Below are 20,634 nucleotides of genomic sequence, written 5' to 3'. Positions count from 1 at the left end.
GATTTCGGCCGTCCGGATCACGACCCCGGACGGCCGTCGGGCGCCATTGCGCGTCGTCGAGTGGGCGACTCGGCCGACATCACGCGCGCGGCGAGTCCGAGCGCGAGCACGCCGACCGCGGCCAGCGGTATCCGATAGTCGACGGCGGTGGCGAGGACGACGCCGAGAAGTTGGCCGAGCACGCTCGGGGCGAGGCTGATCAGGCTCGCGGTGCTCGCGACCCGGGCGACGAGACCCGGCGGCGTGTCCGACTGCAGGACGGTCGAGTACGCGATGAGCGGACCGGGCAGCCCGGCACCGACCAGGGCGGTGCCCGCGATCACGAGCCACACCACGCCGGTCGCGCGCAGCAGCGCGCCCAGGGCGAACATGGCCACGCCGAGCGCGGCGAGCCGGGCGGGGCCGACGCGGCGCAGCAGACCGCCGGAGCCGAGCGCGTACAGCACGGTCCCGGCGCCCTGGGCGGCGGTGAGCACGCCGGCGAACGCGGGCGCGTAGCCGAGTCCGTCGTCGATGAGGGCGAACGTCAGCGATCCGGAGAGCCCGGCCAGGCCCATGGAGATGCTCGCGACCAGCACGAGACGGCGCAACAGCGGCGAGTTCCGGAGGTAGGCAAGGCCGTCGCGCACCCGGGAGCCCGCGCGGGGCCCGATCGGTCGGTTCACGGGCCGTACCAACAGGCACAGCAGCGCGGCGGCGAGGAAGGTGGCCGCGTCGAGCAGGGCGACCGCTCCCCCGCCGAACGCGGCGAACAGCCCGGCCCCGACCAGTGGCGCGGTCAGCTTGCTGCTTTCCTGCGCGGCCATGCGCAGGCTGTTGACGTGCCCCAGCAGGTCGGTCGGCACGGCGCTGGGCAGCAGCGCGGCCTCGGCGGCCTCGGTGAACAGGTAGGACAGCCCGTACCCGAACATCACCGCGAACAGCAGCCACAGCCGGCAGGCGGAGTTCACCAGCAGCAGCGAGGTGAGCAGCGCGCCGGTGATCAGCATCGTCCAGATCAGGACGGCGCGGTGGCGGCCGATCCGGTCGACCACGGTCCCGACGAACGGCGCGGCGAGCGTGGGCAACCACATCACGACCTGCACCAACGCCGCCAGGCCCGCGTTGTCGGTCAGCGACATCACCCACACGCCCGCCGCGAGGATCATCGCGCCGGTGCCGAACGCGGACATCACCACCGTGCCCAGGTACGCCCCGGCATTGCGGTCGCGCACCACCGCCCCCAGTCCACCCATCCCCGACTTGAGCCCCATCCACTCAATCTTATTGATCGCAACCGTAGCACCGCGGTGTCGCGACGACGATCGTGAAAGCGACTCGCGCTCATCGATGAATCCACTGTGGACAATCAGACGCGAGGGCGGGCAATGCGTGAACATCCGGTGTGCGGTCTGGATCACGCGGCGGCGGGAGGATTAGGAACGATCCCATGACCGAACTGCATCGCCGTACGTTCCTCATCGGGAGCCTGGCCACCGCGGGCGTGACCCTGGTCGGCGCGGGCGTGGCGAACGCGATCAGCTACCCGTTCACCCTCGGCGTCGCCTCCGGCGAACCCGCCGCCGACGGCTTCGTCATCTGGACCCGGCTCGCGCCCAGCCCGCTCAACGCCGACGGCCTGGGCGGCATGTCGGGCGCGGACGTGGCCGTGGAGTGGCAGGTCGCGGACGACCAGTACTTCACCCTGAATCTCCGCACCGGCACCGCGACCGCGCAACAGGCCTGGGCGCACAGCGTGCACGTCACGCTGACCGGCCTGCAACCGGGCCGCGAGTACTGGTACCGCTTCCGCGCGGCGGGCCACATCTCGCAGGTGGGGCGCGCGCTGACCGCGCCCGCCGTGGGCACGAGCCCGGCGCTGAGCATGCTGTTCACCTCGTGCTCGCACTTCGAGGCCGGATACTTCACCGCGTACCGCCGGATGGCCGAGGAGCACCCGGACCTGATCCTGCACCTGGGCGACTACATCTACGAGGGCGGCGCGGGCTCGGGCGTGCGCGCCCACCAGCCGTCGGCCGAGATCAGCAGCCTGGCGAACTACCGCGTGCGGCACGCGCAGTACAAGCGGGACGTGGACCTACAGGCCGCGCACGCGGTCGCACCGTGGGCGGTCGTATGGGATGACCATGAGGTCGAGAACAACTACGCCAACCTGACCCGCGCCGACAGCTCCCCCGCGGGCGACTTCACGGCGCGGCGCACGGCGGCGTACAAGGCGTACTACGAGCACATGCCGCTGCGGTCCGCGCAGGCGCCGTCCGGGGCGAACCTCCAGCTGTACCGGCGGTTGCGCTGGGGCAGCCTGGCCACCCTGCACCTGCTCGACACCCGCCAGTACCGCGACGACCAGGCCTGCGGCGACGGCACCAAGCTGTGCCCGGCCGCGGACGACCCGGCCCGCACGATCACCGGCGCGACCCAGGAGTCCTGGCTGGTCGACGGCCTCGGCCAACGCCTGGGCACCTGGGACCTGATCGGCCAGCAGGTGTTCTTCGCGCAGCGGCTGGCCGCCGCCGACGGTTCCAAGAGCATGGACTCCTGGGACGGCTACACCGCCAACCGCACCCGCATCCAGAACGGCTGGCAGGCGCGCGGAAACCCCGGCCCGGTCGTGCTCACCGGCGACGTGCACCGGCACTGGGCGGCGAACATCATGGACGACTACGCCACCCAGCACAGGATCATCGGCACCGAGCTGGTCAGCACCTCGATCACCTCCGGCGGCGACGGCAGCGCCACCGAGACCGGCACGTCGAGCCTCAACCCGCACGTCAAGTTCTACAAGAACCAGCGCGGCTACGTCCGCACCGTGACCTCGTCCACCGAGATGCGCGTGGACTTCCGGGTCGTGGACAAGGTGACCGTGCGCGACTACCCGATCAAGACCGCCCAGAGCTACGTGATCGAGGCAGGCAACCCCGGCCTGCAGGCACCGTGAACAGGAGCACCATGCGCAGTCTCCTCCTGGTGGGCGCGCTGTCCACCACCGCGACCCTCCTGCTCACCGGGCAGGCTTTCGCGGACGGGACGACCGTCGCCGACATCGCCTGGACCGTGGCCAACACGGACTCCACCGGCGACCAGGACAACTCGGCAGTCTCCACTGTCCGCACCGGCTACACGGCCGTGGTCTGGGAAGACGACCGCGACTCCGCCAATCCCGCCGACCCCGTGCACAGCGAGATCTTCCTGCGCCTGTACCGGGACGGTGTTTCGCAGTACGAGAAGAAACTCTCGACAGGCGGCACCGGCAACTGGCGACACGTACAGCCGGACGTGTCGTTGCACGAGGACGGCAGCGCGGTGGTGGTGTGGGCAGAGGACCCTGACGCCAACGGTTACTACAACATCGCCGTACGAGCCGTGAACACTGCCGGCACGGTAACCGGCTCCGCGGCGGCGAACGCGAGCGCGGACGGGCAGCAACTCGACCCGTCCGTTGCCGCAGACCCGGACGGGCCCGGTTTCGCGGTGGCGTTCGAGGACAAGCAGGGCATGGCGGCACCGACCGTGCGAGTGTCCGGGTTCGCGTCGATCTCGTCCAAGACCTACGAGACCCAGGTGAACAACGCAGGCGGCACCCACCAACGCCCGGACGTGGCGATGGGCGCGGCGGGGAACGCCATCGTGGTGTGGGACGAGGACGGGGACGGCAACGGGGCGTTCAACGTCGGCCGCAAGATCCTCACGCCTTCCGGCGGCGTGAAACTGGCCCAGGGGGTGGCGAACGCCACCGCCGGTGGGCAGCAGCGGCACGCGTCGGTGGCGGCGGACTTCAACGGGGACTTCGTGGTGGGCTGGGAGACCGACCATACGGGGACTCCGCAGATCGGGGTACGTTCGTTCACCGCTGCCGGGGTGGCGCGGGCGGCGGAGGTGTTCGTGCCCGGGGCCGATCCGCAGGTGGGGATCGACGACCAGCTGAACGTGGTGGTCGGCTGGGCGGACGGTTCCGATGTGTACGCGCAGGGGCTCAACCCGGACGGTTCGGATACCGGTCGTCTGCCTCGGCTGCGGGTGCATACCGAGATCGCGGGGCGGCAGGATGAGCCAGGGGTGGCGGTGAGCCCGTTCGGGCAGGTTGTGCTGACGTATACGGATGATCATGACGGGAATGGGTTCGATCAGGTCTACCTGGGGACGGGGCTGATCAACTCCACCTGGTGAGGTCGGGGACCGGCACGGGGATCCGTTCCCGTGCCGGTCCTTCGGGTGCGCTGGTGAGCGGCTGTTGCGATCGGGTGGAGCAGCCTTTGGCGGGCAAGCCCTGCCGGATGTCCTGTCCAGGCTGACAAGAGAGCCTCGAACAGTCAGACGGCGCCTGCGAGAGCGGAGGCGACGACCTTGTGCACGGCGTCCGGGTCGGCGGCTGCCGAGCGGTCGGCGAGCATCAGGTGGCCGGTGCCGACGATGGTCAGGGCGAGCGCGTCGATGTCGGCGTCCGCGCGGATCCGGCCCAGTTCGCGCTCCCGCGTCAGGTACCCGGTGACCATCAGCGCGACCTCCTGCGCCAGCGGGATCCCGCGCGGATGCGTGCGCCGCAGGCGGGTGCGGAGCTCGTCCCGGAAGATGATCAGGCTGACGATGGCATGCGCGACCGAGTCGAGCAGGCCGGTCAGGGCGTCGGTGAGGTTGGCGGCGATGGTGCCGGTGCCGACGGCCGCGTCCAGGATCTCGGCCTGGACGCGCAGGCGGGCGATGCGGTCGTAGACCAGTTCGGCGAGGAACTCGTCGAAGTCGGTGAAGTGGCGGTGCAGGACGCCTTTGGCCACGCCCGCCTCGCCGGTGACCGAGCGGCTGGTCAGGGCGTTCGGCCCATCGCGGCGGAGGACGCGTTCGGCGGCGGCGAACAGTTGCTCGCGCGCGTCGCGGATGGCCACCCCGGTCGGCATCCGGCCCCTTCCGTCGACCTGCCCGTCGGGGCGAATATACCGCCCGGTGCGGCCGCCGGTGTCCCGCACTGTCGTGAACGGACACTCGATACCGCCGTTCACCAGGCCGGATGTCCTCGGAATTCGTCCGCGATCACCTTCACGGCGCCGCCGACGAGCAGGATCAGCAGCCCGAGGACGATGCATGAACACCACTGGAGCCGTGCGCCGTGCACCGCGTCCCGCGAACGACCCGCAGCCGACTGTCCACTCTCGTGCCGAGGGGTGGCCGATCTTTAGGGGTGGGGACCCTGTCAAGGCGCCGTTAGCTTGAACCTGAGCTGGTTTCGGCGCGGCACGGGTTGTCGCGTCCTGGCGTGAGGAGCGGGGCAGTGCGCGGATCATGGAAGCGGGGCACGGCGCTCGGGGCCGTGCTGCTGGCCGGGCTGGGGCTGGCGTCGCCCGCCCCGGCAGGCGCGGAGCGGGGTGCCACGACCATCGCGGTGGGCGGGCTGGGCAGGCCGGTGGACCTGGTGGTGGACGAGTGGGGCGTGCCGCACCTGTACGCGCAGGACACCGCCGACCTGTTCCTGGCCCAGGGGTTCAACATCGCCAGGGACCGGTTGTTCCAAGTGGACACCTGGCGCAGGCGCGGGCTCGGGCAGCTCAGCGAGGTGCTCGGCCCGGCCTACGTCGAGCAGGACCGCGCCGCACGGCTGTTCCGCTACCGCGGTGACATGGCCGCCGAGTGGGCGAGCTACGGGCCCGAGGCCAGGCTGGCCGCGAGCCGGTTCGCCGAGGGGATCAACGCCTACATCGACTACCTGGGCCGTAACCCGGACGCCCTGCCGGTCGAGTTCCGGAAGCTGGGGTACCGGCCCGCGAAGTGGCGACCGGAGGACGTCGTGCGCATCCGCACGCACGCCATCGGGGAGAACCTGTCCTGGGAGGTCGCGCGCGCCAAGCTGGTGTGCCTCGCCGGGCCGGAGGGCAGCCGCGTGTTCCGTGGCCTGCATCCCGACCACACCGCCCAGGTGCCGCCGGGGCTGGACCCGTGCGCCATCCCGGACGACGTGTTGAAGGTCTACAACCAGGCCACCGCCGCCGTGTCGTTCGACCGACGGTCCGGCGTGGTCTCCCCCGCGCTGTCGGCCGACGGCACGGACAAGGCGATCGAGGACGCGACCACCGGCAGCAACTCCTGGGCCATCGGTCCCGGCCGCACCGCCACCGGGCGGCCGATCCTGGCCAACGACCCGCACCGCGGCGCCGACGCGTTACCGTCCGGCCGCTACCTCGCGCAGCTGTCCGCGCCCGGTCTGAACCTGGAGGGCGCGGGCGAGCCGTGGAACCCGGGTATCGCGATCGGCCACAATGGCACTGTCGCGTTCGGACTGACGAACCTGCCGGTCGACCAGACCGACCTCTACGTCTACGACCTCGACCCGGCCGACCCGACGCGCTACCGCTACCAGGGCGGCTGGGAGATGTTCAGCACCGTCGCCGAGGACATCCCGGTCAAGGGCGCGGCCGCGACCCGCGCGCAGTTGCAGTTCACCCGGCACGGCCCGGTCGTGAAGGTGGACGAGGCAGGCCACAAGGCCTACGCGGTGCGCACGGTCTGGACCGAACCGGGCACGTCGCCCTACCTGGCCAGCCTGAACTACCAGCGCAGCCGGGACTACCGACAGTTCAAGAACGCCACCGCGAAGTGGCGCACGCCCGGGTCCAACCTCGTGTTCGCCGACATCCATGGTGACATCGCCTACGTGCCCGCGGGCCTCACGCCCGACCGCACCGGGGAGAACTACGACGGCCTGCTCCCGGTCCCCGGCGACGGCCGCTACGACTGGAACGGCTTCCACGCCAACGCCGAACTGGGCGGCGTGCTGAACCCGGGGCAGGGGTTCTTCGCCTCCGCCAACGACTACAACCTGCCACCGGACCAGAAGGTCATCCCGAACTACGAGTGGCAGCTGCCCTACCGTCAGCAGCGCATCTCCGAGATCATCGCCGCCACCCCGATGGCGGCCGTGCGGGACTCGATCGCGCTGCAGAACGACGAGAAGTCGCTGGTGGCCACCAACATCGTGCCGTTCGTGGCGACGTTGTCGTCCGACGACCCGGACACCCGGGCGGCGATCGACCTGCTGCGCGGCTACGACGGCGTCACCGCGGCGGGTTCGGCCCCGGCGGCCCTGTTCGAGCAGTGGATCATGATGCACCTTTACCCGGGCTGGGCGCACCGGGTGCTCCCGCAGGCCGCGGCGGACGCCATGGTGCGCAACATCAACCCGGACTTCAGCCTGGTCATCGCCTCCTTCGCGGACCCGGTGCGCTGGTTCGGCCCGGACGGCGCCGCGGTCCGCGACGACCTGCTGCGCACCACTCTGAAGACCGCGTTCGCCGATGTCCGCGCGCAGCTGGGCCCGGACACGGCGACCTGGCAGTGGGGCCGGATGCACCTGCAGGAGTTCGTCCACCCGCTGGGCGCGCCGAACGTCGGCCCCACCCCGATCGGCGGCTCGTACCACACGATCCACCCGTCGTTCTACAACCCGATGACGCACCGCCAGGTCATCGGCGCCACCTTCAAGATGTCGCTCGACGTGGGCGGCTGGGACAACTCGCTGGCGATCAACGCGCCCGGCCAGTCGGGTGACGAACGCAGCAGGCACTACCGCGACCTGATGCCCACCTACACGGCGGGTCGGGCGTTCCCGCTGCTGTACAGCCGGTCCGAGGTCGAGAAGCACGCGGACCGGCGGATCCGGCTGGTTCCGTCCCGTTAGGACGGAGGAGCGCCCGGCGCGGGCGCCCCTCCGCCGTCCGGCGGCCGCCGAGGTCGAGGGGGGTACTCGACCTCGGCGGCTACGGCGTGCGCGGCCGGGAGGTCGACTCGCGCACGTATTCGGCGAGACGGTCCCGCCAGTCCCGCAGCGGGACGCCCGCACGTCGGGCCTTGTCGGTGTCCAGCACGCTCGACGCGGGCCTCGGCACGGCGTCCGGATACCGTTGCCGGTAGCGGGCGGTCGCCACGTCGGTGACCCGGTCCGGGTCAGCGCCCGCGAGCCGGTAGGTCGTCCTGGCGAGGTCGGCCCAGCTGACCGGGTCGCCGGTGCCCGTCACGTGGTAGGTCCCGAACGGGGCCCCCGAGCCCGCCAGGTGCGCCACCGCCGCCGCCACGTCCACGGCGAACGTCGGCCTGCCGACCTGGTCGGCCACCACCACCGCGGGCTCGTCGCGCCGGGCCCGGTCCAACATGGTGCGTACGAAGTTCGGCCCGTCCCCCACCAGCCACGACGGCCGCACCACGTAGTGCCGCGGGACGAGGCCGACCACGAGGTCCCCGGCGGCCTTGCTCGCACCGTAGGTGTTCACGGGCGCGAAGGGCGTGTCCTCCCGGCAGGGTTCGCCGTGGCGCCCGTCGAACACGTAGTCACTGGAGACGTGGACGAGGGTGAACCCGTGCACGGCGGCGAGACGCGCGAGCGCGGCGGGCCCTTCGGCGTTGGCCCGCCAGGCGGCCGCCCGTCCCGTCGGGTGCTCCGCCCCCGCCACGTCGGTGTACGCGGCGGCGTTGACGACCAGGTCCACCGCCGCCCAGTCCGGACCGACCGGCCGGGCGATGTCCAGCTCGTCGTGTCCCAGTCCGACCGCGCCGGGCAACGCGGCCGTGGCAGCGCGCCCCACCTGGCCGCCCGCGCCCAGGACGACCGTGCGCGCGGTCACGACGGCGTCCTCGACCCGACATCCGCGGCCCCCTTCGGCGAGCGCGCGGTCGCGCGGTTGACCGCGTCGATCCTGGACACCGCGTGCAGCTTGCGGAAGACGCTGCGCAGGTGCCGCTTCACCGTGTTCTCCGAGATCCGCAGCAGCCGGGCGATCTGGCCGTTGGTGTAGGCGGCGGCCACCAGGTCGAGCACCTCGGTCTCCCGCGGCGAGAGCTCGTCCTCGGCGGTCGCCCCGACCCGGCTCGCCCCGCACGACCGGGTCCACGCGTCCCGGACCGCGGCCACGAACCGGGCGCCGGACACCTGGACCGACACCCGCAGCACCGTGGCCCCCGTCCTGGGCAGCGGCACCGGGTACGCGGGCGACGGCGGGGTCAGCAGGACGAAACCCACCCCCGGCAGGGCATCGGACAACGTGCGCAGGCGCGTCCCCGGGTCGTCCGGCTCCGGGTGGTAGACCACGACGTCGGGGGCCGACAACGGCAGCGACCGCGCGACGTCCTCGGACTCGTCCACCGCGGCGACCACGCGCAGGTCCTCCTCATCGGCGATGAGCTGCGCCAGGCCGTCGCGGAACAGCACCGCGTTGCCGACCACGACGACCCGGCCCGGCCCGGACGGCAACCGGGGGCCGACCAACGTCGTCGGGTCCGGCCCGTGCCGCGGGCCGATCTGGAAACCGCGCAAGCACTGCGCCATCCGCTGCAGCCGTCTGTCGCCGACCTCGCAGGTATCCCGCATGAGCCGCCCCCTTCGACGCGAACTGGTGCGATCGGACAGTCGTCGGCCGGGGCCGTGGTTCCCGACGCGGACGCCCCGGCGACCGGGTCGGGAACCGTCCACGCGCACCCGCGGCACGGGCCGCACGCACCGGGCGCCCCGGGCCGCGGCCGGTGTCATGCCCCGTCCGTCATGGCCGCGACGTCGAGGTTGCGGCGGGTCAGGAAGGTGTAGGCGTGGGTGAAGGTGACCAGCAGGACGATCACGCCGATGTTGGCCAGGGGCGCGATCGCGGCGGTCTTGTCCACCGGCTCGGTGTAGACGAGCACCAGCAGGCCCGCGGCCTCCACCAGCAGGCCGACGCCCCACGCGGCGGTCAGCACCCGCAGGTCCCGGCGCAGCGCCGTCGACCCGGTCCAGGCCCGGTCCCAGGCGCGCGGCGGGAACGGCGAGAACCGCTGGCGCACGAAGAACATCGCGGGCCTGCGCATCGCCAGTGTGGCCAGGCAGAACAGCCCGCCCGCACCGGTGAGCAGGGACTCCTTCGCCACCGCGAACCGCGGGTCGCCGGTGATCGCGGAGAACACCGCGCCGAGCAGGAACAGCCCGGCGATCGCGACCGCGACCAGGTCGACGGACCGGGTCCGGCGCCAGTGCACCGCGGCCCGGCCCGCGGGCACCAGACCGCCCGCGGTCAGCGCCACCACCACGGGCACGTCGAGCGCGGTGAGCACGAGGTAGATCGCGTACGGCAGAACGAGGTCGAGCAACAACGGCGCCGCGACGGCCTTCACCCGGTCGCCGATCGTGGGCGCGGTGCGCGCGCCGGTCGTGTCGGTGGCAGGTCCAGACATCGAGTGTCCCCCGGTTCGGTTGGGTGGCTGGGGTTTCACAGCCCACCGCTGAGGCGGATCCGGCCCCCGCTGAGGTAACCCGCGTACTCCGACACCAGCAGCAGGACCGCCCCCGCGACATCGTCGGGCACCGCGTTGCGGCGCAACGGCACCGACTTGGCCAGGTGCTCGCGAGCCGCGGGCGGGACGAAGCGGGCACTGGTGTCGGTCTCGACGAAACCGGGCGCCAGCACGTTGACGCGCACGCCGAGCGGGCCGAGTTCGAGCGCGAGCACCCTGGCCACCGCGTCCGCCGCGGCCTTGGCCACGCTGGGCAGGCCCATGCCCGGCTGTGGTTGCGTCGACATGCCGGAGCCCACCACGACCACGCAGCCGCGCTCGCTCTCGATCATGTCCGGCAGGGCCGCCCGACACGGCCCGAGCAGTGCCCGCAGCTGCTCGTCGACCAGCGCGGCCAGTTCGGACACGGTGGACTCGATCAGCGGCCTCGGGGCGAAGGCGCCCTTGTGGCCCGCCGCGTTGAGCACCAGGGTGTCCACCGGCCCGAGCTCGGCGCGGACGGACTCGACCATCGCCTGGACCTCGTCCGCGTCGGCGACATCGGCGCGCACGGCGGTCGCGGGCGAGCCTGCCGCGCGGATGGCCCCGACGACCTCGTCGGCCGCCGCGCGGGAGGAGTGGTAGTTGACCCCGACCGCCGCGCCGTGTCCGCCCAGCAGGCGCGCGGTGGCCGCGCCGATGCCGCGCGACGCCCCGGTGACCAGCACGGTGCGGCCCGCGAGCAGGCGCGGCGGGGATGTGGTCGACCGACCGGTCACGCGCCCGCCCGCCAACGGTTCTTGCGACTCGGCCGCGCGGGCCGGGTCTGCGCGTGCTCGGCCATCGAGGCGGTCAGCCTGCCGAGCAGGTCGAGCAGCGTCTCTATCTCCTCCTGGTCGAAGTCGCCGATGACCGGCCGCATGGCCTCCAGCAGGTCGTCGCGCAACGAGTCGAGCACCTCGCGGCCCTTCTCGTTGACCTGGATCAGGTAGGTCCGCCCGTCGTTGGCGTCGGCGATCACGTCGATCTGCCCGGCCTGCTCCAGGGCCTGGACATACCGGGTGGCGGACGGCGCGGTGACGTCGAGCAGGCTCACCACGTCCTGCGGGCGCAGCGGCCCGTGTTCCGCGGCGAGCGCGAGCAACTGCACGGTGACCGCGTTGTGCGGACTGGCCGCCTGACCGCGGCGCACGTGCTGGGCGACGGTCCACAGCTGTCGGACCAGCGCCCAGCTCTGGTTGTTAGTTACTTCCATGAAGGTAACATCCCATGCCGTCCGACCGCCTGTCAATCACACCCCGGGTCCGGGTGGGCGCGGGCGGCCGTCCGCGCCCACCCGGACCGGTCACCCGGTCGCGAGCATCTCGCGATGGACCCGCTGCAGTTCGACGGACGGCTCAAGGCCGAGCTCGTCGATGATGATGCGCCGGGCGCTGCGATAGGCCTCCAGCGCCTCACCGCGCCGCCCCGACACGCCGAGACAACTTATCAACTGCGCGTGGAACCATTCGTTCAGCGGATTCCGCAGGACCAGCGCCCGCAGTTCCGGGATCAGCTCCCGATGCCTGCCCTGGCGCAGATCGGCCGTCACGCGCAACTCCACCGCGGCGCGGTGCAGTTCCTGGTAGTGCTCCAGGTGCTGGGCGTTCAGCGTGGTCACCGTCGCCGATCTCGCGTGTGGTTCGTGCCAGAGCGCGAGCGCCTCGCGCAGTGCCGCGGCCGCCTCGGCCCACCGGCCCGCGCCCGCGAGGTCCCGCCCGCGCCCGATGAGTGCGGCGAACCGACCGCAGTCCGTGTCGGCCGGGTCCGCCCGAAGCAGATAGCCCGCCTGCCGGGTGGTGAGCACGTCCTCGGGCCGGGGCACGCCGAGCTCCTCGGCGAAGGCCCGGCGAAGGTGGTAGATGTAGGTCTGGGTGGTGGTGATGCTGCTCACCGGCGGGTTGTCTTCCCACAGTTCCTGCATGATCGTATCGGTGGCCACGAACTCGCCCGCCCGGAACACCAGCAGCCGCAACACATCGCGCAGCTTCGCCGCCCGCGGCCGGTACGCCCGTCCGGCCTCGTGCACTTCCACCGACCCCAGCACTCTGAACTCCATGCCATCCCCCAGATGTCATTCCGCACATTTTCGCACAGGCGTCGGCAATACGGTGTAAACCGAGGCCGACCCTCCGGGTCTTTTCGTTTCAGCGCCGAAAGAAAGCTACTTGTCCGTAGTCGCGGCGGGCAAGTTCGGGGGGTGTTGATGACTCGAAGGAAGCATACGCCCTACGGCTCCGGCCGAACGGGGCGAATGCGTCGGGCCCGCGCCATTCGCCGTCGGCGCGGCGCGTTCGAGGTCCGCACGAGCCCCGGCGGCCAGGCTGGCCACCATGACACTCGGCCTGACGGGCAAGAACATCCTCATCACCGGGGCCACCCGCGGCATCGGCGCGGGCATCACCCGCGCCTTCGCGGCCGCGGGCTCGTCGGTGGTCGGCTGCTACCGCAGTGACGACGCGGCCGCCGCGGCGCTCGCGGCCGAGCTGGCCGACACCCCCGGCGAGCACCACTTCGTCCGGGCCGACGTGGCCGATCCCGCCGACGTGCAGGTACTGGTCAAGACCGCCCGCGAGCGACTGGGCGCACTCGACGTGGTGGTCAACAACGCCGCGGCGATCAGCCACGTGCCGTTCGCCGAGCTCGAACTGGCCGAGTGGAACCGGGTCCTCACCGCCGGGCTCACCTCGGCCTACCTGGTGACCAGGGCGGCATTGCCGGTGCTCGCCGACGGCGGGTCGGTGGTCAACATCGGCTCCCGGGTGGCGGTGGTGGGCGTCCCGCTGCGCAGCCACTACGCCGCGGCCAAGGCGGGCCTGCTCGGGCTGACCCGGACCCTGGCCAAGGAGCTGGGCGGGCGCCGGATCCGGGTCAACACGGTCGCCCCCGGCGCGATCCTGACCGAGGAGGCCGCCGCCCTGCCCAGGGAGCGGCTGGCGCGCTACGAGGCGATGGCCGCGCTGGGCAGGCTCGGCGACCCGGCCGAGGTCGCCGGGGTGGTCGTGTTCCTCGCCAGTGGACTGTCCACCTACCTCACCGGGCAGACCCTGACGGTCGACGGCGGCATGTGAGCATTCGGGGAATTTACTTCCAGGCAGTAATGATATGGTGGCGACATGAACGCACCGAGTGAAGGACGGCTGCTCGCGGCCGACGGCGGACCGCTGGCCGCGGTACCCGAGCGGCTGCGCGTGCTGGTGGTCGTGGCGATCGTGCTGGTCGTGATCGCGGTCCGGTTCTACGGCGAACCGGTCCAGGCGCGGCGGCTGTTCCTGCTGCCGCCGGTGTTCCTGGTGGTCGGGGTCGCCGACTTCGCGGGCGGGGTCACCGGGATCACCGGCCTGGACGTGGTGTTCCTGCTGGTCGCCGCCGCGCTCGCGGCGGCGACGGGATGGGCGCGCGGGCGCAGCGTCGCGCTGTTCGAGAAGAACGGCTACCTGTGGATGCGCTACCGCGTGTCGACGCTGGTCATCTGGATCGGGCTCGGCGGCGTCCGGCTCGCCCTGGACGCGGGCGCGCACGCCGCGGGCGCCCGGGTGGCCGCGGACCAGCGGACGCTGATGCTCATGCTCGGCCTGTCCCTGGTCGTCGAGGCCGCCACCATCGTGCCGCGGGCCCGCGCCACCGGCGTGCGCACGCTGCCGATCACCGCCCGCACCCCGCGCCGGTCCCTGCGCAGGCGCTAGCGGGCGGCGCCCCAGTCCGCCGACGAACCCGCGGGAGCGCACATGGAGATCGTCGGGAACGGGTTCCTCGCCCGTCATCTGCACATCGCGTTCGGCGACCGGCATCCCGAGGTCACCGCGCTCGCCGCCGGGGTGACCCGGACGATCGACGCGACCGCCGCGGAGTTCGACCGCGAGGCCGCGCTGGTCTACGACGTCACCCGGCGGTGCCGGGCCGACGGGCGGACGGTCGTGTTCTTCTCCACCGCGTCGGACTCCATGTACGGCGGGATCGGGGCGACCGGCGCCGAGGACGGGCCGGTCTTCCCGACCTCCGCCTACGGCAGGCACAAGCTCGCCATGGAGGCCGTCCTCGCCGCCTCCGGCGCCCGCCACCTCACCCTGCGCCTCGCGCACGTCCTCGGTGTCGGCCAGCGCCCGCACCAGCTGCTGCCCGCCCTGGTCGGGCAGGTGCGCGCGGGCCGGGTCACGATCTTCCGGCACGCCCACCGCGACCTCGTGGACGTCCGGGACGTGGTCGGCGCGCTGGACGGCCTCCTCGCCTCGGACACCCGCGACACGGTCGTGAACGTCGCGTCCGGGGTGCTGACCCCGGTCGAGCGGATCGTGGAGGGGATCGAACGGCGGCTCGGCACCCGGGTGGCACGCCGGTACGTGGACCGGCCGGTGGTCACCACGGCCACGTCGGTGCGCAGACTGCGCGCACTGGTGCCGGACTGGCCGAGCCGCGACGACGCCGACCACGCGGACACGCTGCTGGACCGCTACGTCGGTCGGATCCCCGCGGCGGTCCCGGCCTGACCGGTCGGGCCCGGGATCCCGGGGCCCAATCGTCCACTGTGTACTGATCAGGATCGCGGCGCGGTGACGACGGGCGGCCGTGGTGACCTGGTGCGTGCGATGAGTGCGAACGACCCCGTCACGCCAACAGGTCGAGCACCCGTCGCGCGCACGACCCGACATCGGCCGCGCCGGTGTCCAACCTCAGGTCGGGGTGCGCGGGCACGTCGTAGCGGGCGTCCACCCCGGTGAGGCCGGTGATCTCGCCTGCGGCCTGCCGGGCGTAGAGGCCCTTGACGTCCCGGGCCCGGCACACCTCGACGCCCGGGTCCAGGTGCACCTCGTAGAAGGCGCCGTGCTCGGCACAGGCCGCGCGCAGCCGCGCCCGCGCAGCCGCCTCCGGGGCGATCATCGCCAGGACCACGTCGACGCCGTGGCGCGCGAGCAGCACGGCGAGGTCCCCGGCGCGCGCCAGGTTGGCCCGGCGGTCGACCGGGGTGAGGCCGAGCTCCGGCCAGAAGCGGCCGCGCAGCCGGTCCCCGTCGAGCACCTCGCCGCGCCGTCCACTTCGGACCAACGCGGTCACGACGGCGGCCGCGAGAGTGGTCTTGCCGGAGCCGGACAGGCCGGTCAGCAACACCACCCGGCCCGGTGCCGCAGACGGGCGGGCGGGAACGTCGGTGCGCTCGGTCACCCGCCGATCCTGTGCGGGCGGCCTCGAACCGGCCTCGACCGCCCGCGTCCGAGATCCGTTCGAGCCCCCGGCCATACGTTTCCCGACATCCCGAGAAGTCAGGAGCGACCGCATGCGCGTTCTGTTCACGGCCTGTGCGTGGCCGACGCATTTCCTGCCGATGGCGCCCCTGGCCTGGGCGCTGGCGGCGGCCGGGCACGAGGTGCGGGTGGCCGTGCCGCCCGCGCTCGCCGCGGCGGTGACCGCGGGCGGGGCGACCCCGGTGCGGGTCGGACCGGATCTCGACTTCCTGGCCGTGGTGGCCGCGGCGACCCGGCCCGCGCCGGGCGACGACCGGCTGGACCCGGCGGCGCTGCGGGCCGCCCGCGGTGCCCGGTCGATGGGCATGTTCGGCACCGTCGCCGACGCCATGCTCGACGACCTGCTCGCCTTCGCGGACTGGTGGCGACCGCACGCGGTGGTCTACGACCCGACCGCCTACGCGGGCCGCGTCGCCGCCGCCGCGCTGGGCGTTCCCGCGGTGCGCCACCTGTTCGGCCCGGACCTGACCGAGCGCGGACGCGACCATGAGCCCGCCATGCTGGCGCCGCTGCTGCGCCGGGCCGGGACCGCCTTCGCGGACCTGGTGGACGCGCTCACCCTCGACCCCTGCCCGCGGGCGCTGCAGGCCGCGCCCGCGCCGACCCGCCAGGCGCTGCGGTTCGTCCCGTACAACGGGCCGGGCGAGGTCCCGGCCTGGCTGCCCGGTCTGCCCGTCCGGGAGCGGGTGCTGGTCACCGCGGGCACCGGGCGGGCGGGTGCCGAGACCGGCCGGGCCATGGTGCGCGCGGTCGCGGCGGCCCTCGAAGGCACCGGCGTCGAGGTGCTGGCCGCGCTCGGATCGGCCGGGCGGGACCGGTCGCCCGAGGGTGTGCGGGTGGCCGAGTCGGTGCCGCTGCACCTGTTGCTGCCCGCCTGCTCGGCCGTCGTGCACCACGGCGGGGCGGGCACGATGCTCACCGCGATGGCGGCGGGCCTGCCTCAGCTGGGCGTGGCGCAGATGCCCGAACAGGTCTTCAACATCCACGAGCTGGCCCGCACCGGCGCGGGCATCGCGTCCACAGTGGACACTCTGACCGCGGCCGAGGTGGACCGGCTGCGCACCGACCCGGCGCTGGCCGGGAACGCCCGCGCCCTGGCCGACGAGATGCGCGCGGCACCGAGCCCGGCCGAGCTGGTCGGCACCCTTGAGAAGCTGGCGGGCTGAGCCGTGCGGGTGATCGTGGCGGGCTTCGGCCGGATGGGCACGCTGTCGACGGCGCGGGCGCTGACGATCCTCGGCTTCGGCCCGTGCCACCACATGTACGAGGTGGTGGCCCGGCCGGGCAGCGAGCGACCCTGGCGGGCGGCGGCGGGCGGCGCCCCGGTGGACTGGTCGGCGGTGCTCGCCGGGTACGGGTCGGCGGCCGACTGGCCCGCAGGCGCGTTCTGGCGGGAGCTGGCCGAGCACTTCCCGGCGGCGAAGGTGGTGCTGCTGACCCGGGACCCGGCGAGCTGGCGCGCCAGCGCCAACCGGATGTTCGGCGAGGCGATGACCGCGTTCGACACACCGGACCTGGCGCCGCTCGCCGCGATGGTCGGCGAGGTCGGCGCGTTCCAGCGCAGGCAGATGCTGGCCGCGCTGGGCGCGGACGACGACGGGGCGCGCGCGCCCGCGCACCCGTCGGGCGCCCCGCTGCTGCGCGACGAGGCGCACGCCGCCGCGATCGTCGACCAGTACACCGGGATGGTGCGCGCGGGGATCGCGCCGGAACGCCTGCTGGACTACCGGGTCCAGGACGGGTGGGCACCGCTGTGCGCCGCGCTCGGCGTGCCGGTCCCCGACGTCCCCTTCCCGCACCTCAACGAGGCCGGGGCCTACCGGGACCACCTGCGCGCCGCGCTGGCGCGCCGCGAGGGAGGGGAACGACCATGCGGGTGCTGATGACGACCTACCCTGGACCGTCCTTCTACTACCCGATCGTCTCGCTCGGCTGGGCGCTGCGCGCGGCGGGCCACGAGGTGCTGGTGGCCACCCAGCCCGCGTTCGCGCCGAAGGTGACCGGCACCGGGTTGCCCGCGGTGGGCCTGGGTCCCGACGTCGACGTGGCCGCGATGTTCCGGCAGGGCTTCGACGCGAAGCTGCGGGCCACCACCCGGCTGCCCGCGAGCTGGCCGGGCACCGTGACCGGTCTGCGCGACGCGGGCCTGCTGCCGGGTGTGCTGCGCGGGCTCGACCACTTCCGCGACGTCGCCGAGGTGCTGGCGGACGACCTGGTCGCGTTCGGTCGTTCCTGGCGTCCCGACCTGGTGGTGCACGAGCCGACCGCGGTCGGCGGGCCGCTGCTGGCCAGGGTGCTCGGTATCCCCTCGGTGCGGCACGTGTGGGGCCCGGACTTCTTCCACTGGATGGACGAGCTCGCCGGGGACCGGCTCGCGCCGTTGGCCCGCAGGTTCGGTGTGGACGACCTGCGGGCCGCGGGCGACCTGACCGTCGACCCGTGCCCGACCGCCATGCGCGCCCCCGGTTCCGGCCCCGCCCAGGCGGTCCGCTGCGTGCCCTACAACGGCCCCGGCGTCGTGCCGGACTGGCTGCGGGAACCGCCGAGCCGGTCCCGGGTGCTGCTCACCTGGGGCACCTGGATCCGGGACAACGCGCTGACGCACCTGTTCCGGGTGCCGGAGATCCTGCGCGCGTTGCGCGAGCACGACGCCGAGGTGCTGGTGACCGCGGGCGCCGCGGAGCGGGAGCTGCTCGGCGAGGTCCCGGACAACGTGCGGCTGATCGACCCGACCCCGCTGCACCTGGTGCTGCCGACCTGCGACGCGATCGTGCACCAGGGCGGCACCGGCACGGTCATGACCGCCGCCACCCACGGCCTGCCCCAGCTGGCCGTGCCCCAGGTGCCCGACCAGCTGTTCAACGCCGAGCGGATGGCCGCCGCGGGCGTGGGCCACTACCTGCCCACCGCCGAGGCGTCCGCCGACGCGGTGGCGGAGCGGTTCGCCGCGGTGGTCGGTGACCCGGCCCTGCGCGAGCGGGCCGTCCGGACCGCGGCGGAGATCGCCGCCCAGCCCCCGCTCGCCCAGGTCTGCGAGGTACTCGAACGACTGGCCAACTCCGAGCGCGCACAGGGAGCCCTGTCATGACCACGACCGCCGAGACCGCGAGACCGACCACCGGGACGGCCTCGCGCGGCCGGTTGCGGGTGCCCGTCGGCATCCTCGGCTGCGGCGTCGCCGTCCCGGACACGGTGGTGACCAACGCGGACCTCGAACGGCACCTGGACACCTCCGACGCGTGGATCCGCTCGCACATCGGCATCCGCGAGCGCCGCTGGGTGACCGCCGGGCAGAACACCTCCGATCTCTGCGTGGCCGCGGCCGCCGACGCGATCGCCGCCGCCGGGATCGCGCCTGCGGACATCGACGCCATCGTCGTCACCACCATCACCCCGGACCAGCCGCTGCCCTCGACGGCGCTGACGGTGAAGGAGCGCATCGGCGCCACCCGGGCCGTGCCGCTGGACCTCAACCAGGTGGCGTGCGCGGGCGGGGTCTACGGCGTGGTGCTGGGCGCGCAGCTCATGCAGAACGGCGACTTCGCGCACGTGCTGGTGATCGGCGCCGACGCGCTGTCCAGGGTGACCGACCCGGGTGACCGGCGCACCCGGGTGTACTTCGGCGACGCGGCGGGCGCGGTGGTGCTCGGCCCGGTCGAGTCGGGCTTCGGGCTGCTGTCCTGGGACCTCGGCTCGGCGCTGTCGCACAGCGTGGAGATCGTGGCGGGCGGCGCGGCCCGGCCGACGACACCGGAGACGGCCGCGCGCGGCGAGCAGTATCTCCGGATGGAGGGCCGGGAGGTCTGGCGGGTGGCGACCGGCGTGCTGCCGCGCAGCATCCGGGCCGCGGCCGCGCTTGCCGGTGTCGACCCGACCGACATCGCCCACCTCTACCTGCACCAGGCGAACCTCAACATCATCAACGACGTGCTCGGCAGGCTGGGCGTGTCGCCGTCGGCCGCCCCGGTGACGGTGCGGGAGCTGGGCAACACCGGCGCCGCCTCGATCTTCACCGCGTTGCACGCCGGCACGCACGGCGCCAGGCCCCGGCGCGGCGAGCTGGTGCTGCTGTCCGCGATCGGGGCCGGGTTCTGCTGGGGCAGCGTCTGCCTCAGGCAGCAGTGATGCGCGCCGCCGTCGCGCTGCGCGCGGACGCCGCCGACCCGCTCGCGGGTCTGGCGGTGTGCGACTGGCCCGAGCCGCGACCGCGGCCGGACTGGGTCGTGGTGCGGGTGCGGGCCGCCTCGCTCAACCACCACGACCTGTGGACCCTGCGGGGCGCGGGCGCGCCGCGCGGGCTGCCCGTGGTGCTGGGCAGCGACGGCGCGGGCACCGCCGCCGACGGCACCCGCGTGCTCGTGCACGGGGTCGTCGGCGACCCGGCGGCGGGGGCGGGCGACGAAACCCTTGACCCGAAGCGGACCCTGCTCGGCGAGGACCACGACGGCACACTGGCCGAGCAGGTCGAGGTGCCCGCCCGCAACCTCGTGCCGCTGCCCGCCGGCCTGAGCCTGGAACACGCGGCCTGCCTGCCCGGTGCCTGGCTCACCGCCTACCGGATGCTGACCGAGAAGGCGGCGCTCGGGCAGGCGGCCACGGTGCTCGTGCAGGGCGCGGGCGGCGGTGTGGCGACCGCGTTGACCGTCCTGGGCACGGCCCTCGGCCACCGCGTCTGGGTCACCAGCGGCGACGAGCACAAGCGGCGGATGGCGCTGGGCATCGGCGCGGAGGCCGCGTTCGCGCCGGGACAGCGGCTGCCGGAGCGGGTGGACGCGGTGATGGAGACCGTCGGTCCGTCCACATGGGAGCACTCGGCGCGGTCGGTGCGGCCCGGCGGGCGGATCGTCGTCGCGGGCGCCACCTCCGGCCGGTTCGCCACGCTCGACCTGGCCCGGGTCTTCTTCCACCAGCTGACCGTGGTCGGCGTGACCATGGGCACCCGCGCGCAGCTCGCCGAGCTGGCCCGGTTCTGCGTCGAGTCGGGGGTGCGCCCGGTGGTCGACCGCACGCTGCCGCTGGCCCGGGTGCGCGACGGGATCGCGGCGCTGGCCCGCGGCACCGTGTTCGGGAAGGTCGTGATCACGGTGTGACGGCGCGGACCCGAGGAACCCCAGCACTCCCCCGGAAAGGAACGGAC

General features: G+C 73.4%; 20 protein-coding genes. 11 read left to right on the top strand and 9 right to left on the bottom strand.

Annotation, left to right across the window (positions count from 1 at the left end):
* Positions 1-17 precede the first annotated feature (17 nt).
* Entirely contained in the window at positions 18-1,253 is a 1,236-nt protein-coding gene (locus C503_RS38710) for an MFS transporter (protein WP_169514518.1), read from the bottom strand.
* 176 nt (positions 1,254-1,429) lie between these two features.
* On the opposite strand from C503_RS38710, the gene C503_RS0109010 reads away from it, so the two are divergent.
* Positions 1,430-2,938, top strand: coding sequence for an alkaline phosphatase D family protein (locus tag C503_RS0109010; RefSeq protein ID WP_018681864.1), 1,509 nt, complete (start codon positions 1,430-1,432; stop codon positions 2,936-2,938).
* Positions 2,939-2,949: 11 nt separating this feature from the next.
* Entirely contained in the window at positions 2,950-4,167 is a 1,218-nt protein-coding gene (locus C503_RS0109005) for a hypothetical protein (RefSeq protein WP_018681863.1), read from the top strand.
* Between the two features lie 143 nt (positions 4,168-4,310).
* Here the strand turns inward: C503_RS0109005 and C503_RS0109000 are convergent, their stop codons facing one another.
* Positions 4,311-4,892: a TetR/AcrR family transcriptional regulator gene (locus C503_RS0109000; protein ID WP_026316107.1), complete on the bottom strand. Its 582-nt coding sequence runs from the start codon at positions 4,890-4,892 to the stop codon at positions 4,311-4,313.
* 371 nt (positions 4,893-5,263) lie between these two features.
* Here C503_RS0109000 and C503_RS0108990 point away from each other — a divergent pair, with 371 nt between their 5' ends.
* A complete protein-coding gene (locus tag C503_RS0108990) occupies positions 5,264-7,663 on the top strand; it encodes a penicillin acylase family protein (protein WP_018681860.1) in 2,400 nt (799 codons plus the stop codon).
* Between the two features lie 79 nt (positions 7,664-7,742).
* Here the strand turns inward: C503_RS0108990 and C503_RS38705 are convergent, their stop codons facing one another.
* The 6 genes from C503_RS38705 to C503_RS0108960 form a co-directional block, all read right to left on the bottom strand.
* A complete protein-coding gene (locus C503_RS38705; protein WP_018681859.1) occupies positions 7,743-8,603 on the bottom strand; it encodes an SDR family oxidoreductase in 861 nt (286 codons plus the stop codon).
* A complete protein-coding gene (locus C503_RS0108980) occupies positions 8,600-9,346 on the bottom strand; it encodes a response regulator transcription factor (RefSeq protein WP_018681858.1) in 747 nt (248 codons plus the stop codon). The genes C503_RS38705 and C503_RS0108980 overlap by 4 nt, the downstream gene beginning before the upstream one ends.
* A gap of 155 nt (positions 9,347-9,501) precedes the next feature.
* On the bottom strand, positions 9,502-10,179 hold the full coding sequence (locus C503_RS38700) for a VC0807 family protein (protein WP_018681857.1): 678 nt from the start codon (positions 10,177-10,179) through the stop codon (positions 9,502-9,504).
* A gap of 35 nt (positions 10,180-10,214) precedes the next feature.
* Positions 10,215-10,997, bottom strand: coding sequence for an SDR family NAD(P)-dependent oxidoreductase (locus C503_RS0108970; RefSeq protein ID WP_211222355.1), 783 nt, complete (start codon positions 10,995-10,997; stop codon positions 10,215-10,217).
* Complete coding sequence (locus C503_RS0108965; protein WP_018681855.1) at positions 10,994-11,473, bottom strand: MarR family winged helix-turn-helix transcriptional regulator; 480 nt, start codon at positions 11,471-11,473, stop codon at positions 10,994-10,996. Before C503_RS0108965 ends, C503_RS0108970 begins: the two co-directional genes overlap by 4 nt.
* Positions 11,474-11,563: 90 nt before the next feature.
* Positions 11,564-12,316: an AfsR/SARP family transcriptional regulator gene (locus C503_RS0108960; RefSeq protein ID WP_018681854.1), complete on the bottom strand. Its 753-nt coding sequence runs from the start codon at positions 12,314-12,316 to the stop codon at positions 11,564-11,566.
* Between the two features lie 274 nt (positions 12,317-12,590).
* Between C503_RS0108960 and C503_RS0108955 the strand changes: the two genes are divergently transcribed.
* Genes C503_RS0108955 through C503_RS0108945 form a run of 3 tightly spaced genes read left to right on the top strand, consistent with a single transcriptional unit; the run spans position 12,591 to position 14,744 of the window.
* Positions 12,591-13,328: an SDR family NAD(P)-dependent oxidoreductase gene (locus tag C503_RS0108955; protein ID WP_018681853.1), complete on the top strand. Its 738-nt coding sequence runs from the start codon at positions 12,591-12,593 to the stop codon at positions 13,326-13,328.
* Between the two features lie 45 nt (positions 13,329-13,373).
* A complete protein-coding gene (locus C503_RS0108950; protein WP_018681852.1) occupies positions 13,374-13,943 on the top strand; it encodes a DUF1453 family protein in 570 nt (189 codons plus the stop codon).
* 42 nt (positions 13,944-13,985) lie between these two features.
* On the top strand, positions 13,986-14,744 hold the full coding sequence (locus C503_RS0108945) for an NAD-dependent epimerase/dehydratase family protein (protein WP_018681851.1): 759 nt from the start codon (positions 13,986-13,988) through the stop codon (positions 14,742-14,744).
* A 118-nt stretch (positions 14,745-14,862) separates the two neighbouring features.
* Here C503_RS0108945 and cysC read toward each other — a convergent pair whose 3' ends face one another.
* On the bottom strand, positions 14,863-15,417 hold the full coding sequence (cysC, locus tag C503_RS0108940) for an adenylyl-sulfate kinase (protein WP_018681850.1): 555 nt from the start codon (positions 15,415-15,417) through the stop codon (positions 14,863-14,865).
* 112 nt (positions 15,418-15,529) lie between these two features.
* Here cysC and C503_RS0108935 point away from each other — a divergent pair, with 112 nt between their 5' ends.
* From C503_RS0108935 to C503_RS0108915, 5 genes are read left to right on the top strand one after another with little or no spacing between them, the layout of a single operon-like run.
* On the top strand, positions 15,530-16,663 hold the full coding sequence (locus tag C503_RS0108935) for a nucleotide disphospho-sugar-binding domain-containing protein (RefSeq protein WP_018681849.1): 1,134 nt from the start codon (positions 15,530-15,532) through the stop codon (positions 16,661-16,663).
* Between the two features lie 3 nt (positions 16,664-16,666).
* Positions 16,667-17,380, top strand: a complete 714-nt coding sequence (locus tag C503_RS38695) for a sulfotransferase family protein (protein WP_018681848.1) — start codon at positions 16,667-16,669, stop codon at positions 17,378-17,380.
* Positions 17,368-18,585 carry a nucleotide disphospho-sugar-binding domain-containing protein gene (locus C503_RS0108925; protein WP_018681847.1) on the top strand — a complete coding sequence of 406 codons (1,218 nt, stop codon included), beginning with the start codon at positions 17,368-17,370 and terminating at the stop codon, positions 18,583-18,585. The genes C503_RS38695 and C503_RS0108925 overlap by 13 nt, the downstream gene beginning before the upstream one ends.
* A complete protein-coding gene (locus tag C503_RS0108920) occupies positions 18,582-19,622 on the top strand; it encodes a 3-oxoacyl-ACP synthase III family protein (RefSeq protein WP_018681846.1) in 1,041 nt (346 codons plus the stop codon). The genes C503_RS0108925 and C503_RS0108920 overlap by 4 nt, the downstream gene beginning before the upstream one ends.
* Positions 19,622-20,587, top strand: a complete 966-nt coding sequence (locus C503_RS0108915; RefSeq protein ID WP_018681845.1) for a zinc-binding dehydrogenase — start codon at positions 19,622-19,624, stop codon at positions 20,585-20,587. The genes C503_RS0108920 and C503_RS0108915 overlap by 1 nt, the downstream gene beginning before the upstream one ends.
* Positions 20,588-20,634 lie beyond the last annotated feature (47 nt).

This window comes from Actinokineospora enzanensis DSM 44649, assembly GCF_000374445.1.
Lineage (GTDB): Bacteria > Actinomycetota > Actinomycetes > Mycobacteriales > Pseudonocardiaceae > Actinokineospora > Actinokineospora enzanensis.
Note: the sequence above shows the minus strand (reverse complement) of the source record. Positions and strands in the feature narration are given on the sequence as shown.

Excerpts from the sequence above, each read along its gene's own strand:
- C503_RS38710 (WP_169514518.1), bottom strand. The coding sequence starts at position 1,253 with ATGGGGCTCAAGTCGGGGATGGGTGGACTGGGGGCGGTGGTGCGCGAC.
- C503_RS0109010 (WP_018681864.1), top strand. The coding sequence starts at position 1,430 with ATGACCGAACTGCATCGCCGTACGTTCCTCATCGGGAGCCTGGCCACC.
- C503_RS0109005 (WP_018681863.1), top strand. The coding sequence starts at position 2,950 with ATGCGCAGTCTCCTCCTGGTGGGCGCGCTGTCCACCACCGCGACCCTC.
- C503_RS0109000 (WP_026316107.1), bottom strand. The coding sequence starts at position 4,892 with ATGCCGACCGGGGTGGCCATCCGCGACGCGCGCGAGCAACTGTTCGCC.
- C503_RS0108980 (WP_018681858.1), bottom strand. The coding sequence starts at position 9,346 with ATGCGGGATACCTGCGAGGTCGGCGACAGACGGCTGCAGCGGATGGCG.
- C503_RS38700 (WP_018681857.1), bottom strand. The coding sequence starts at position 10,179 with ATGTCTGGACCTGCCACCGACACGACCGGCGCGCGCACCGCGCCCACG.
- C503_RS0108965 (WP_018681855.1), bottom strand. The coding sequence starts at position 11,473 with ATGGAAGTAACTAACAACCAGAGCTGGGCGCTGGTCCGACAGCTGTGG.
- C503_RS0108960 (WP_018681854.1), bottom strand. The coding sequence starts at position 12,316 with ATGGAGTTCAGAGTGCTGGGGTCGGTGGAAGTGCACGAGGCCGGACGG.
- C503_RS0108955 (WP_018681853.1), top strand. The coding sequence starts at position 12,591 with ATGACACTCGGCCTGACGGGCAAGAACATCCTCATCACCGGGGCCACC.
- C503_RS0108950 (WP_018681852.1), top strand. The coding sequence starts at position 13,374 with ATGAACGCACCGAGTGAAGGACGGCTGCTCGCGGCCGACGGCGGACCG.
- C503_RS0108945 (WP_018681851.1), top strand. The coding sequence starts at position 13,986 with ATGGAGATCGTCGGGAACGGGTTCCTCGCCCGTCATCTGCACATCGCG.
- C503_RS0108935 (WP_018681849.1), top strand. The coding sequence starts at position 15,530 with ATGCGCGTTCTGTTCACGGCCTGTGCGTGGCCGACGCATTTCCTGCCG.
- C503_RS0108925 (WP_018681847.1), top strand. The coding sequence starts at position 17,368 with ATGCGGGTGCTGATGACGACCTACCCTGGACCGTCCTTCTACTACCCG.
- C503_RS0108920 (WP_018681846.1), top strand. The coding sequence starts at position 18,582 with ATGACCACGACCGCCGAGACCGCGAGACCGACCACCGGGACGGCCTCG.
- C503_RS0108915 (WP_018681845.1), top strand. The coding sequence starts at position 19,622 with ATGCGCGCCGCCGTCGCGCTGCGCGCGGACGCCGCCGACCCGCTCGCG.